General features: G+C 67.4%; 12 protein-coding genes. 10 read left to right on the top strand and 2 right to left on the bottom strand.

Features of this window, described 5'->3' with window-relative positions; all coding sequences use genetic code 11:
• Positions 1 to 8: 8 nt before the first annotated feature.
• A complete protein-coding gene (locus J2S76_RS05215; RefSeq protein ID WP_307058174.1) occupies positions 9 to 374 on the bottom strand; it encodes a transposase in 366 nt (121 codons plus the stop codon).
• A gap of 435 nt (positions 375 to 809) precedes the next feature.
• On the opposite strand from J2S76_RS05215, the gene J2S76_RS05210 reads away from it, so the two are divergent.
• The 10 genes from J2S76_RS05210 (at position 810) to J2S76_RS05165 (ending at position 12554) form a co-directional block, all read left to right on the top strand.
• Positions 810 to 2063: a transporter substrate-binding protein gene (locus J2S76_RS05210; protein WP_307058172.1), complete on the top strand. Its 1254-nt coding sequence runs from the start codon at positions 810 to 812 to the stop codon at positions 2061 to 2063.
• 204 nt (positions 2064 to 2267) lie between these two features.
• Positions 2268 to 3884, top strand: coding sequence for an urea ABC transporter permease subunit UrtB (gene urtB / locus J2S76_RS05205; protein WP_307058170.1), 1617 nt, complete (start codon positions 2268 to 2270; stop codon positions 3882 to 3884).
• Positions 3881 to 4987 carry an urea ABC transporter permease subunit UrtC gene (gene urtC / locus J2S76_RS05200; RefSeq protein ID WP_307058168.1) on the top strand — a complete coding sequence of 369 codons (1107 nt, stop codon included), beginning with the start codon at positions 3881 to 3883 and terminating at the stop codon, positions 4985 to 4987. Before urtB ends, urtC begins: the two co-directional genes overlap by 4 nt.
• Entirely contained in the window at positions 4984 to 5712 is a 729-nt protein-coding gene (gene urtD, locus J2S76_RS05195) for an urea ABC transporter ATP-binding protein UrtD (RefSeq protein WP_307058166.1), read from the top strand. The genes urtC and urtD overlap by 4 nt, the downstream gene beginning before the upstream one ends.
• Positions 5709 to 6407 (top strand): urea ABC transporter ATP-binding subunit UrtE, encoded by a 699-nt coding sequence (urtE, locus tag J2S76_RS05190; RefSeq protein WP_307058164.1) that lies wholly within the window; start codon positions 5709 to 5711, stop codon positions 6405 to 6407. Before urtD ends, urtE begins: the two co-directional genes overlap by 4 nt.
• Positions 6408 to 6439: 32 nt before the next feature.
• Complete coding sequence (locus J2S76_RS05185) at positions 6440 to 7375, top strand: acetamidase/formamidase family protein (RefSeq protein WP_307058162.1); 936 nt, start codon at positions 6440 to 6442, stop codon at positions 7373 to 7375.
• Positions 7376 to 8047: 672 nt separating this feature from the next.
• Positions 8048 to 9151, top strand: coding sequence for an ABC transporter ATP-binding protein (locus J2S76_RS05180; protein ID WP_307058161.1), 1104 nt, complete (start codon positions 8048 to 8050; stop codon positions 9149 to 9151).
• A gap of 83 nt (positions 9152 to 9234) precedes the next feature.
• Positions 9235 to 10293 carry an ABC transporter substrate-binding protein gene (locus tag J2S76_RS05175; protein ID WP_370874706.1) on the top strand — a complete coding sequence of 353 codons (1059 nt, stop codon included), beginning with the start codon at positions 9235 to 9237 and terminating at the stop codon, positions 10291 to 10293.
• A gap of 171 nt (positions 10294 to 10464) precedes the next feature.
• The gene (locus J2S76_RS05170) at positions 10465 to 11721 is read left to right on the top strand and encodes an ABC transporter permease (RefSeq protein ID WP_307058160.1); all 1257 of its coding nucleotides are present in this window, start codon (positions 10465 to 10467) and stop codon (positions 11719 to 11721) included.
• A gap of 5 nt (positions 11722 to 11726) precedes the next feature.
• Positions 11727 to 12554, top strand: coding sequence for an ABC transporter permease (locus J2S76_RS05165; RefSeq protein ID WP_307058158.1), 828 nt, complete (start codon positions 11727 to 11729; stop codon positions 12552 to 12554).
• A 31-nt stretch (positions 12555 to 12585) separates the two neighbouring features.
• Here J2S76_RS05165 and J2S76_RS05160 read toward each other — a convergent pair whose 3' ends face one another.
• Positions 12586 to 13881, bottom strand: coding sequence for an NAD(P)/FAD-dependent oxidoreductase (locus tag J2S76_RS05160; protein ID WP_307058156.1), 1296 nt, complete (start codon positions 13879 to 13881; stop codon positions 12586 to 12588).
• Between the last annotated feature and the right edge of the window lie 7 nt (positions 13882 to 13888).

Below are 13888 nucleotides of genomic sequence, written 5' to 3'. Positions count from 1 at the left end.
GGTGATGCTCAGCGCGTCACCCGCACCGAGGCGAAGCGGCCGACCACGGCGCCGCCGCAGCGCTCCGCCGCCAGCGCCGACGCGCGGGCGGGCTGGAGGCGGGCATCGCCGGGATAGGCGGCCTCGCCGCCGGTGGAGGGGCGCTGCGGACGCGACAGGCTCTGCAGCAGCGATTTCAGCCGCCGGTTCTCCGCCTGCAATTCCTTCATCTGCACCACCGCCGCCTGGTCGAGCCCGCCAAACCGCCGGCGCCAGCGGTAGAAGGTGCGCAGCGACACCTGCGCGGTGCGGCAGATCTCGGGGATCGACACGCCGGCATCGGCCTCGCGGATGAGGTGAAGGATTTCAGTGTCGGTGAACTGCGAACGTCGCATCGGCTCGTCCTCAGGCTTCGCACACGGATGGATCTTCGCGAACAGTCCCGTAGCCACGCTGTGGCGGGCGCCGCCCCTGCGACCCGCGTCAGTTGGCGCACATAATTTCAGCGTGCGCTCCTCATGGTCAGCACTATAGACCCGCGGCCGGCCGAGGTGAATGCACTTTCTCAAATACCTCTGCCGGGCCGGCGCCGCACCTTGCCCCGCGCTGCCGCCAAGCCCGCGCGGGGCGCCCTGCCGCGCCGTCTCACGCGCGCCGCGTCCGCCCGGCCGGCACCGCCGGCACGGGGCATTTCTGGCAATCCTGCCAGAAAGCGGCGTGAGGGCCGGGCTCTGGCGCCGCTTTGGGCAGGGCTGAACATTATATGAAGTTGCGCCCGCGCCGCGCCTCAACACAATCCGCCCACCTTCCGAACCGTTGAGGTGTGGTCCATGGTCAATATAACGCGGCGTTCCCTTCTCCAGGCCAGCGGCCTTGCCGCCGTCGGGCTGGCCTCCCCGCTCAGTGCCCCCGCCTTCCTGCGCAACGCGCAGGCGCAGTCCGGCCCGGTCAAGCTCGGCTGCCTGTTCTCCTCCTCCGGCACCATGGCCAATCTCGAAGGCCGGCTGAACTATGTGGTCAAGATGGCCGCCGACGAGATCAACGCCAAGGGCGGGGTGAACGGGCGCACCATCGACGTGCTGGTCTCCGATCCCGCCTCCGACTGGCCGCTTTATGCCCAGTCCGCCAAGCAGATGCTGCAGCAGGAGAAGGTCTCCGCTTTGTTCGGCTGCTGGACCTCGGTGTCGCGCAAGACCGTGCTGCCTGTGGTCGAGCAGGAGAACGGCCTGCTCTATTACCCCCTGCATTTCGAGGGCGACGAGAACTCCAAGAACGTCGTCTATGTGAACTCGCCCCCGGCCAGCTCGGTGCTGCCGGCGGTGGATTATCTGATGGGCGAGGAAGGCGTCTCGGCCAAGCGCTTCTTCATGCTCGGCTCGGACTATGTGTGGCCGCGCACCATCAACAAGCAGCTCAAGGGCTACTTCAAATCCAAGGGCATCAAGGAAAGCGCCTGGAAGGAGGAATATGTCCCCTTCGGCTTCTCCAACTTCCAGACTTTGGTCAACCAGATCCGCGCCTTCGCCGATGAGGGCGGCGGCCAGCCGGTGGTCATCCTCACCGTGGTCGGCAATTCGATCCCGGATTTCATGCGCGAATTCGCCAATCAGGGCATTCTCGCCACCGATATTCCGGTGCTTGGCCTCGACATGGTGGAAGCCGATCTTGAAGGCCTCGACACCGCCAAGCTGGTCGGCCACCTCAATTGCTGGGCCTATCTGCAGAACGCCAAGGGCCCGGCCAATGAGGCGTTCCTGAAGAACTGGGCCGCCTATGTGAAGGCCAAGAACGTGCCCTTCTCCGGCACGGTGTCGATCGACCCGATGGTGTCGGCCTATGACTCGGTGCATCTGTGGGCGATGGCGGCGGCGAAGGCGGGTTCCTTCGACGTGCCGGAAGTCTCCAAGGCCTTTGCCGGCCTCACCTTCGATTGCCCCTCGGGCTACAAGATCTCGATGACCGGCGAGAACAACTATGTCGCCCGCGGCGTGTTTATCGGCTCGGTCAACGACAAACAGGGCTTCGACATTCTCTGGCAGTCCAAGGACACGCCCAAGCCCGTGCCCTTCAGCCCCTATGGCTGAGTGAGCCGGTACGCCGTCATCGGCGACCTGTTGTCACCACGTCATCCCCGGGCTTGACCCGGGGATCCACCTCGCCCCGTCGCCGCAAGACGCGGATGCCCGGGTCAAGCCCGGGCATGACGGTCTTCTTGGCCCACTGCCGCCCAATGCCCTTTCACCTGCCGCGCATGGCCTTCCACCGCCATGCGCCGCCTTGAGTGCCCGATGAATCTGACCCGTCTCACCGCAGTCCTGGCCGGCCTGCTGGCCGCGCTGCTCCTCGCCCCCTCGGCGCGGGCGCAGGCGCTCGACCGCGCCGGCCTTATCGCCAATCTGTGCGGCAATGCCAGCGCGATGGGCGAGGCGGCTTCCGTGCTCACCGGGCTCGCCATGTCTGGCGATGCGGCCGACCGCGCCTTCGCCGTGCCGCTCGCCCGCGCGGTGATCGACCGCAAGCTCGCCTGTGACGACGCCGGTGCGGTGCTGACCGAGAACGGCCTCGATGCCGTCACCCGCCAGCCGCGCGCGGCGGCGGGGGAGCCGCTCACCCCCGTTCTCAGCCTGAAGAACCGTGCCACCTATGAACAGGTCGACGCGGCGCTGGCCCTGCGCGCGGCCCCCGAAGCCTCCCAGCGCGCGGCGGCGCTGAAGACGCTGGAGCGCCGGCCGGCGCTGATTCCGGAAGGCCTGCTGGAGGCGGCCGCCGCAGCGGAGCCCGATGCCGGCCTGAAGGGGGAGATTGAGACCCTCGCCCAGACCGCCGCGCTCACTGCCGCCGACCCGGCCGCCCGCATAAGGGCGCTGGCGCGCATCGCCGACAATCCGAGCCGGCGGGCGCTGACGCAGGTTTCCGCCCTCACCGCCGATCCCGCCTATGCCGCCAGCCCGGAATTCCGCGCGGCGGTGGATGACGCCACCGTGCGCATCGGGCGCGGCATCGCCGTCGGCGACGTGCTGGCGACGGCCTATAATGGCCTGAGCTTCGCTTCCATCCTGTTCATGGCGGCGATCGGGCTCGCCATCATCTTCGGGCTGATGGGCGTCATCAATCTCGCCCAGGGCGAGCTGATCATGATCGGCGCCTATGTCACCTGGCTGGTGCAGCAGGGGCTGCGCGTCGTCGCCCCCTCGCTGCTCGATTGGTATCTGGTGCTCGCCATCCCGGTCGCCTTCTTTGTGACCGCCGCCATCGGCATCGCGCTGGAGGCGAGCCTTTTGCGCCATCTCTACAAGCGCCCGCTGATGAGCCTGCTCGCCACCTGGGCGGTGAGCCTGTTCCTGATGAACCTGGTGCGCGTGGTGTTCGGCACCCAGAATCTGCAATTCGAGACGCCGTTCTATGTCACCGGCGGCGTGCCCGTGATCGGCGACTTCATCTTCACCTGGAACCGCATGTTCGCGATTCTCTTCGCCGTGGTGACGCTGGCGTTGACCTGGGGGCTGGTGCGGCGCACGCCGTTCGGGCTCAACATCCGCGCGGTGACGCAGAACCGCGACATGGCCGCCTGCATCGGCATCCCGACCCGGCGGGTTGACATGATGGCGTTCGGCCTCGGCTCGGGGCTGGCCGGACTCGCCGGGCTGGCGCTGTCGCCGATCTATTCGGTGAACCCGCAAATGGGGCAGAACTTCATCATCGACGCTTTCATGGTGGTGGTGCTCGGCGGGGTCGGCACCATTGCCGGCACGGTGGTGGCCGCGCTCGGCATCGGCCAGATCAATGTGCTGATCGAGCCGCTCTGGGGCGCGGTGGCGGCGAAGGTGATCGTGCTTCTGATGATCATCGCCTTCCTGCAATGGCGGCCCGAGGGCCTGTTCGCCGTGAAGGGGCGCCGCAAATGAACCGCTTCGGCCTGATTACCCACACTGCACCGATCGTCCACCTCATTACCCTCATCGTCCTCGCCGCTCTGCTCATGGCGGGACTGGCCGGAACCGAGTTCGCGCTGTCGCGCTACCTCGCCAACGCCATCGGCCAGCTCGCTGCCTTCGCCGTTCTGGCGATCTCGCTCGACCTGATCTGGGGCTATCTCGGCATCTTGTCGCTCGGCCACGGACTGTTCTTCGCGCTGGGCGGCTACCTCATGGCGATGTATCTGCTCAAGCATTCCTTTGAAATCACCGGCACGGTGCCGGATTTCCTGCAGTTCATGGGCTGGAAGGAGTTTCCTTTCTATTGGGACGGATTCGAGTTCTTCCCCTATGCACTGGCCGCCGCCGTGGTGATGACCACGCTGATCTCCGGTCTTTTCGGCTATGTCTCCTTCCGCTCGCGGGTCGGCGGCGTGTATTTCGCCATCATCACCCAGGCGCTGGTCTATGTCGCCATGCTGCTGATGTTCCGCAACGACACCGGCTTCGGCGGCAATAATGGCATGACCGGATTCACGGTCCTGTTCGGCTGGCCGATGGGCACCTCAGGCATGATCACCGCCCTGGCGGTCGCCTCGCTGCTGGTGCTGGCCGGGGTGCTGGCCGGCTGCAACGGACTGGTGAAGAGCCGTTTCGGCGCGCTGATGCTGGCGACGCGCGACGACGAAACCCGCTTGAGAACAATGGGTTACGAGACGCTGCGGCTCAAGCTCATCGTCTGGTGCCTCTCCGCCCTCATCGCCATGCTGGCCGGCATGCTCTATGTGCCGCAGGTCGGGATCATCAATCCGCGCGTGCTCTCGCCCGAATTGTCGCTGGAGATCGCGGTGTGGGTGGCGATCGGCGGGCGCGGGCATCTGGTGGGGGCGGTGATCGGCGCGCTGCTGGTCAATGCGGTGAAGTTCTGGCTGTCCTTCGCCGCGCCTGAGATCTGGCCGTTCATCCTCTCCGGGCTGATCGTGCTGGTGGTGCTGGTCTTCCCCAACGGCTTGATGGATCTCGCGAAATTCAAGCTGGTGCGTCCGATGGGGCCCAAGCGCCTGGCGTCCGACATGGGTGAGGCGCGGCCATGAGCCTGACCGCGCTTCTCGTCGACGGCCTCACCGTCCGCTTCGGCAGCTTCCGCGCCCTCGACGATCTGTCACTCGCGATCGATTATGGCGAGGTGCGCGCCATCATCGGCCCGAACGGTGCCGGCAAGACCACGCTGCTCGACGTCATCTCAGGCATCACCCGGCCGAAGCAGGGGCGCGTGCTGTTCGATGGCGCCATTGATCTCACCGGCCTGAGCGAGGCCGCCATCGCCCGCGCCGGCCTGCGGCGAAAGTTCCAAAAGCCGAGCGTTTTCGAGGGGTTGAGCGTGCGTCAGCATATCGCCATCGGCGCCGATGTCGGCTTCCGCGCCCGGCTCGACGCCCCCGCGCTGGAGGACCGAATCGGCGAGGTGCTGGAGACGGTGGGTCTCGTCGACCACTCAAACCGCCTCGCCGGCGAGCTGAGCCACGGCCAGAAGCAATGGCTTGAGATCGGCATGGTGCTGGCCTCCGACCCCAAGGTTCTGATGCTGGACGAACCCGTCGCCGGCCTCACCGATGAAGAAACCGAACGCACGGCGGCGCTGGTGCGCGCGCTCAAGCGGCCGGACCGCGCCATTGTGGTGGTCGAGCACGACATGGATTTCGTCGAGCGCATCGCCGATCGCGTCACGGTTCTACATGAGGGCCGCACGCTGTTCGAGGGCTCGATGGCCCATGTCCGCGCCGACGCGGCGGTGGTCGAGGTCTATCTGGGGCGATGAGCATGCAATTTGCGGTGGAAGGCCTCGATCAGCATTACGGCTCGGCGCAGGTACTGCGCCAGATCGGCTTTGAGATCGCGCCGGGCGAATGCCTCGCCGTGCTCGGCCGCAACGGCGCCGGCAAGTCGACCCTGCTCAAATGCCTGATGGGTCTACTGGCCCCGAGCGCCGGGCGGGTGATGATCGACGGGGCGGATGCTTCCGGCTGGTCGCCGCACCGGCGCTCCCGCGCCGGCCTCGCCTATGTGCCGCAGGGGCGCGAGATCTTCTCCGAACTGACCGTGGGTGAGAATGTCGAGGCCGCCGCCCGCGCCCATGGCACCTATGGCACGCCGGCGATGGACGAGGCGGTCGACCTGTTCCCGGTGCTGCGCGAGATGTGGAAGCGGCCCGGCGGCGCGCTTTCGGGCGGACAGCAGCAGCAGCTGGCGCTGGCCCGCGCCCTCGTTACCCAGCCCCGGCTGCTGATCCTCGACGAGCCGACGGAAGGCATCCAGCCCAACATCGTCGCCCTGATCGGCGAGGTGCTGCGGGCCCTGAAGGGGCGGCTGTCGATCCTGCTGGTCGAGCAATATCTCGACTTCGCCATCGACACCGCCGACGCTTTCATCATCCTCTCGCGCGGCGCGGTGGTCGAGACTGGCCGTGCCGAGACAATGACGCGCGACCACCTCTCCCGCTTCATCGCCGTCTGAACCCTAACCCAGCCGTTTCCCAGGAGCTTCCCATGTCGCGCCGCTTCGAAATCCCCGCCACGCCGGAGAACATGGTGTTGGGCTATCTCGACAGCACCACGCCCCCGGTGCTGGAGGTGGCCTCCGGCGATGTGGTGACGCTGCACTCCTTCCCCGCCGGCGGCAAGGAGACACTGCCGGACAACCTGCCGGTGCCGGCCGATTACATGGCCGCCCTCGACGCGCTGCCGCCCGGGCCGGGGCCGCATTTCATCACCGGCCCGGTCTATGTGCAGGACGCCAAGCCCGGCGACACGCTGCAGGTCGACATTCTCGACGTGAAAGTGCGCCAGGACTGGGGCTTCGTCTCCATCCTGCCGCTGCTCGGCACGCTGCCGGACGAGTTCACCGATTACGAGACCATCCATCCCGTGGTCGATCACGCCAAAAATGTCTGCGTGATGCCGTGGGGCACGGAGATTCCGCTCGACCCGTTCTTCGGCATCATCGCCACCGCCCCGCCGCCGGCGTGGGGACGCTGCGGCTCGCCGGTGCCGCGCGCCTTTGGCGGCAATATGGACAATAAGGAGCTGCGCGCCGGCACCACGCTGTATCTGCCGGTCTTCAACGAGGGCGCGCTGTTCTTCGCCGGCGACGGGCATGGCGTGCAGGGCGATGGCGAAGTGTGCATCACCGCGCTGGAAACCGGCGTTACCGGCACGTTCCGCCTCACTTTGCGCAAGGACATGCGGCTCGACTGGCCCTTCGCCGAGAGCGCCACGCACCTGATGTCGATCGGCCTCGACGAGGATCTCGACGACGCCGCCCGGCAGGCGACGCGGGAAATGGTCAAGCATGTGTGCGAGCGCACCAATCTCTCGCGCAACCAGGCCTATATGCTGTGCTCGCTGGCCGGAAACCTGCGCGTGACGCAGATGGTGGACGGCAATAAGGGCGTTCACATGCTGCTCGCTAAATCCCTGCTCTGACGGCCTCGCACGCCGCTGATACCAAGACGGCCCGACCGCCCCCGCGGTCGGGCCGTCTGCGCTTGGGCGCCTGCCCTCTGCGATGAGCCCGCCGGGGCGCATCGAAAAGGGTCATTCTTCCCGGCCGCCGCCGCCGGCTTAGGCGGAGGTCGCGTATGTTCAGCGAATATGGCGGTTCGGACATGACGTCCCGCCCGCCATCTCCGGCGCCGGCGCCGGCGGGCGCCGTCTTGTGCGCGTGGCCCATGCGGCTGAAATGGCGGGGCCGCGCGGGTCTGCTCCGGCAAATAGCCAATAATTAGGGCGCGCCTACTTATTGATCACCCGGGCATGGCGGGCGCCTCATGGCGGGCCAGACACGCCGTGCTCCGCGTGCCGGTGGTCGTCCCGTGAAGCGTCCGTTCCGGTCTTCCCGTTAGGGACACCCGCCGAGAATGGCCGGAAACTCAAATATAAACCATTGATAAATATTGTATTTTTGGATCTTTGGGCTGGAGGGCCGGCACGCTTGGCGCGGCTTGGCATGCGGTTTGCGGAAGCAAGGGGGTACGGAAGCTCGTAGGGCGAGGCGGCACCTTCGCACCCTCGGGCGACACCGGCACAGCGTAAAGGCTGATGCGGCCGCGCCGGGAACGCACTGTTCGCCGGCACGGCCCTGTCTCAGGAGGAACCATGAAGCTTCCGGTCAGTGCCAGCGAGAGTTTCGTCGAGTTCGCCGGCGTGCAGAAGAGCTATGATGGCGAGGTGCTTGTCGTGAAGGACCTCAGCCTGCGCATCCGCCGCGGTGAGTTCCTCACCATGCTGGGGCCGTCGGGCTCGGGCAAGACGACGACGCTGATGATGCTCGCCGGCTTCGAGACGCCAACCTCCGGCGACATCATGCTCGATGGCGCCCGCATCGACTCCCTGCCGCCCGAGAAACGCAATATCGGCATGGTGTTCCAGAACTACGCGCTGTTCCCGCATATGAGCGTGGCGCAGAATGTCGGTTATCCCCTCAAGGTGCGCGGTCGGCCGAAGGCGGAGATCGCTGAGCGCGTCGCCAAGGCGCTCGACATGGTGCATCTGGGCAGCTTCGCTGCGCGCATGCCGAGCCAGCTGTCCGGCGGCCAGCAGCAGCGCGTCGCCCTCGCCCGGGCGCTGGTGTTCGAGCCGAAGCTGGTGCTGATGGACGAGCCGCTCGGCGCGCTGGACAAGCAGCTGCGCGAGCACATGCAGATGGAGATCCGCCATCTGCATGAGCGCCTCGGCATCACCGTGGTCTATGTCACCCACGACCAGAGCGAGGCGCTGACCATGTCGGACCGCGTCGCCGTGTTCAATGCCGGCATCATCCAGCAGGTCGCCCCGCCGGCCGAGCTCTATGAAAGCCCCGCCAATTCCTTCGTCGCCCAGTTCATCGGCGAGAATAACCGGCTGCCCGGCCGCATCGAGGCGGCGAACGGCACGCTGTGCTCGGTGGTGCTCGCCAATGGCGATGTCGTCACCGCCACCCTTACCGATGCGGCGCGGGTGGGGGAGGAGTGCCTGCTCTCCATCCGTCCCGAGCGGGTCAAGATCGCCCCGCCCGGCGGCCCGCTCGACAACCATTTCGAGGCCGTGGTCGCCGAAATGATCTACCTCGGCGACCATGTGCGCGTGCGCTGCGTGCTCGACAGCGGCGCCGATGTGGTCGTGAAGGTCGGCAATGTCGAGGACCGGCCGGTCTTCGCTGTCGGCTCCCGCATACCGCTGGGATGGCGCGCGCAGGACTGCCGCGCCCTTGACGCGGCCTGACGCCTGCTCCCCCGCCACCTGCTCCCCCGCCACCTGCTCCCCGACGCCTCCCGCCAACCGATCCAAAGGGAATGACCATGCAGATGAAGTCGCTCGTGCCGCTGAAGTCGCTGAAGATGACCCTTTCCGCGCTCGCCCTCTCGGCGAGCTGCGGCGCCGCCGTCGCAGCGGACAGCCTCACCATCACCTCCTGGGGCGGCGCCTACCAGACCAGCCAGGACGAGGCCTATTACAAGCCCTACACCGCCAAGACCGGCATCAAGATCGTCCAGGAAGAGTATAACGGCGAAGCCGCGCGCATTCGCGCCATGGTCGAATCCGGCAACACCACCTGGGACGCCGTCGATGTCGATGCCGCCACCGCGCAGCAGGGCTGCGACGAGGGCTTCCTCACCCCGATCGACTATTCCAAATTCGGCGGCGAGGCCGCCTTCGTGAAGGGGTCGACCTTCGAGTGCGGCATCCCGACCATCATCTATTCGACCATTTACGCCTATGACGCCGACAAGATTAAGGACGGCCCGACCACCATCGCCGGCCTGTTCGACACCAAGAAGTGGCCGGGCAAGCGCTCGCTGCAGAAGACGCCCTTCGGCAATCTCGAATTCGCGCTGATGGCCGACGGCGTGCCTGCCGACAAGGTCTATGAGACGCTGAAGACCAAGGAAGGCGTCGATCGCGCCTTCAAGAAGCTCGACACCATCAAGAAGGACATCGTGTGGTGGGAGGCCGGCGCCCAGCCGCCGCAGCTGCTCGCTTCCGGCGAAGTGGTGATGGCCACCGCCTGGAACGGGCGCATCTTCAACGCCAACAAGGTGGACAAGAAGAACTTCAAGATCGTCTGGGACGGCCAGCTGCTCGATTACGACCTGTGGGCGATCCCGAAGGGGGTGAAGGACCTCGACGCGGTCTACAAGTTCATCGAATTCGCCTCCAGCCCCGAGGCCCAGGCGGCGCAGACCAAGTACATCTCCTATGGCCCGGCGCTGCTCGCCGCCACCCCGCTGGTCTCGCCCGACATCCTCAAGGACCTGCCGACCGCGCCGGCCAATGCCAAGACCGCGCTCGCCAACGATCCCGTCTTCTGGGGCGACAACAAGGAAGAGCTGCTGAAGCGCTTCAACACCTGGATCGCCCAGTGATCGCTGGCGCGGCGGGGCAGCGCCCCCGGCGCGCCAATATGTGACGAGCCGCCGGCCCTCGCAGGGGCGGGTGGAAAGAGCGGCCGGGGCTCTCGGTGTCCCGGCCGGAAACCGATCGCGCTGCCATCTCCAGAGGCGGACGGCGCGGCAGCAGCCGAGGGGGATTTCATCATGGCCGTGGCCGCCCTGCCGGGCGAGGCCGGACCCGACGTGGACCGCACCTCGCTCAAGACCAAGCTCAGGCGCGCCGAGCGCGTCAATCGCGCGCGCTCCTTCTCGCTCGTCGCCCCGCTGCTTCTTTTCGTGCTGGCGGTGTTCGCCCTGCCGATCGGGCTGATGCTGGTGCGTGCGGTGGAGAACACCGAGGTGCGCGAGACGATGCCGCGCACCATCGCGGCGCTGGACGGATGGGACGGAAGGGCGACCCCGGGCGAGGACGTGTTCGCGGCCTTCGTCGAGGACCTGGTGCAGACGCAGAAGGACCGCACCACCGCGCTGGTCGGCAAACGCATCAACTACGAGGTGCCGGGCGCGCGCTCGCGCTTTCTCAAGGCCGGCCGGCTGGTCGACGCCGGCGGCGGCGGGCCGTGGCGGGAGAAGTTCATCGCCGCCGATCCCGAATGGGGCTCGGTGGAGTTCTGGGCGATCATGAAGCGGGCCGGGGCGACGTTCACGCCCTATTACCTGCTCACCTCGCTCGATCTGCGCCAGGACGCGCAGGGCGCCGTGAGCCGCAATTTCGCCGACCAGTCGATCTTCGTCGACATCTTCATCCGCACCATCTGGATCAGCCTGCTGGTGACGCTGGCGACGCTGGTGCTCGGCTATCCCGTGGCGCATCTGCTGGCGATCCTGCCCCCTCGCCACGCCAATGTGCTGATGATCCTGGTGCTGCTGCCCTTCACCACCTCGATCCTGGTGCGGACCACGGCGTGGATCGTGCTGCTGCAGAGCAATGGCGTGCTCAACGACATATTGCTGGCGCTGAACCTGACCACCGAGCGGGTGCAGCTGATCTTCAACCGTTTCGGCACGGTGCTGGCGATGACGCATATCCAGCTGCCCTTCACCATCCTGCCGATCTATTCGGTGATGAAGTCGATTCCGCCCTCGCATCTGCGGGCAGCGCGCTCGCTGGGGGCGGGGCCGCTCACCGCCTTCGTCTCGGTCTACATGCCGCAGACCCTGCCGGGCGTCGGCGCCGGCTGCCTGCTCACCTTCATCCTGTCGCTGGGCTACTACATCACCCCGGCGCTGGTCGGCGGGCCGCAGGACCAGATGGTCAGCTATTTCGTCGCGCTCTACACCAATCGCGAAATGAACTGGGGGCAGGCCTCGGCGCTCGGCGCCATCCTGCTGCTGATCACGCTGGCGCTCTACGCGCTGTTCAACCGCCTCGTCGGGATCGACAAGGTCAAGCTGGGCTGATCGACATGTTGGCACCCTCCTATGCGACCCCGCGCGAGAAGCTGTCCTATTTCATCTTCGCGCTCTTCTGCACCGTGGTGTTCCTGTTCCTGATCGGCCCGATCCTGGTGATCATGCCGCTCTCCTTCTCCAGCGAACCCTGGTTCACCTATCCGCTGCCGGGGCTGAGCCTGCGCTGGTATATCGATTTCTTCACCGATGAACGCTGGCGCATCGCGCTGCAGAACAGCGGCATCGTCGCGCTCTTCGCCACGCTGATCGCCACCGGGCTCGGCACGCTCGCCGCGCTCGGCCTGTCGCGCGGCAACGTGCCCTTCGCCGGGCTGATCCTGTCGATCCTGATCTCGCCGATGATCGTGCCTGTGGTGATCGTGGCGGTGGCGATGTTCTTCGGCTTCGCGGCGGTGGGGCTGAACAACACCTATCTCGGCCTCATCCTCGCCCATGCGATTCTCGGCACGCCCTTCGTCGTCATCACCGTGACGGCGACGCTGACCGGCTTCGACCGCACGCTGACCCGGGCCGCCGCCTCGCTCGGCGCCTCGCCCTGGACGACGTTCCGCACCATCACCCTGCCGCTGATCGCCCCGGGCGTCACCTCAGGCGCGCTGTTCGCCTTCGTCACCTCCTGGGACGAGGTGGTGGTGGCGCTGTTCCTCGCCAGCCCGGACCAGCGCACCCTGCCGCGGCAGATGTTCTCCGGCATTCGCGAGCAGATCTCGCCGACGATCACCGCCGCCGCGACGCTGCTGGTCTTTTTCGCCGCGCTGCTGATGCTGACGCTGGAACTGCTACGCCGCCGCTCCGAGCGCCTGCGCGGCACGGGCGGCTGACCGCGCGCCGCCCCGTCAGTGCGCGAAAGCTTCAGCGGTCGAAGGTCTCGCGCAGCCGATCCCATTTCAGCCGCGCCTTCACCGCCAGCGGCCAGGCGGCATGGCCGAGGATCGGCGTGATACGGGTGACGGGGAGGTCGAGCGCCTCCCCCCCGCCGCCAGCGGCGTGCCGCGCGAGCATGCGGCCGGTCGCGGTGGCCATGGCGACGCCCCGGCCATTATAGCCGAGCCCGATCGTCAGCCCCGCCTCCGGCTCGTGCAGATGCGGCAGGTGATCCCAGGTGACGGCGACCTGCCCGTTCCAGCGATGCGTCCATTCCACGGACCTGAGCACCGGGAACAGCCGGGTGGCGTGATCGACGAGCGCGCGAAAATCTTCAGGCGCGCTGGCCGGCCGCAGCACGCTGCGCCCGCCCATGACGAAGCGGCCGGCGTCGTCCAGCCGGTAATAGGCATAGGAGGCGGACATCTCGTACAGCACGACGCCGTTCGGCATGATCGGCGCCGCGAGTTCCGGCGGCAGCGGTTCGGTGGCGGTGATCGAGGAATAGACCGGGACCACGCTGCGCCGCAGTCCCGGCCAGAGATCGTCGCTATAGCCATTGGTGGCGAGGATCACCCGCTCCGCCGTCACCCGGCCGCCCGGTGTGGTGATCTCCCAGCCGCCGGCAAGGCGCGCCAGCCGCAGCGCCGGCGTGTCGGTGAACAGGCGGGCGCCGGCCGCCATCGCCGCGCCGGCGAGGCCCCGGCAATAGGCGAGCGGATTCACCTGGCCGCCGCGCCGGTCATGCGCGCCAAGCGGGTAGGCGCCGGTGCCGGTGAGGCGGGCCATCTCCTTGCCCTCGGCCATCACCACATCGGCGCCGCGCTCTGCCCATTGGCGCTGGAAATCCCGCACCCCCTTGGCGGCGCGCTCGGAAATGGCGGCGCGCAGCGTGCCGCCGCGCCGGGGGGCGCAGTCGATGCCGTGACGGGCGATGAGGTCGAAGACGAGGCTGGGCGCCTCATCGCCGAGCCGCACCATCCGCCCGCCGAGATCAGCGCCGAAGACCTGCTCCAACTGCTCCGGCTCCCATTTCAGCCCGGGATTGACCTGCCCGCCATTGCGGCCGGAAGCGCCCCAGCCGATCTGGCTCGCCTCCAGCACCAGCGTGTCGACGCCGGCCTCCGCGAGGTGCAGCGCGGCGGAGAGGCCGGTGAAGCCGGCGCCGACGATCGCCACCCGCGTGGTGGTGTCGCCGGCAAGCGGCCCGGTCTCCGGCGCCGGCGGCGCGGTCTCCCGGTAGAGCGAGCGCGGCAGGGGGCGGCGGGCGAGGGTCTGGACCATGGGCGTG

The organism is Ancylobacter vacuolatus, assembly GCF_030813595.1.
Lineage (GTDB): Bacteria > Pseudomonadota > Alphaproteobacteria > Rhizobiales > Xanthobacteraceae > Ancylobacter > Ancylobacter vacuolatus.
Note: the sequence above shows the minus strand (reverse complement) of the source record. Positions and strands in the feature narration are given on the sequence as shown.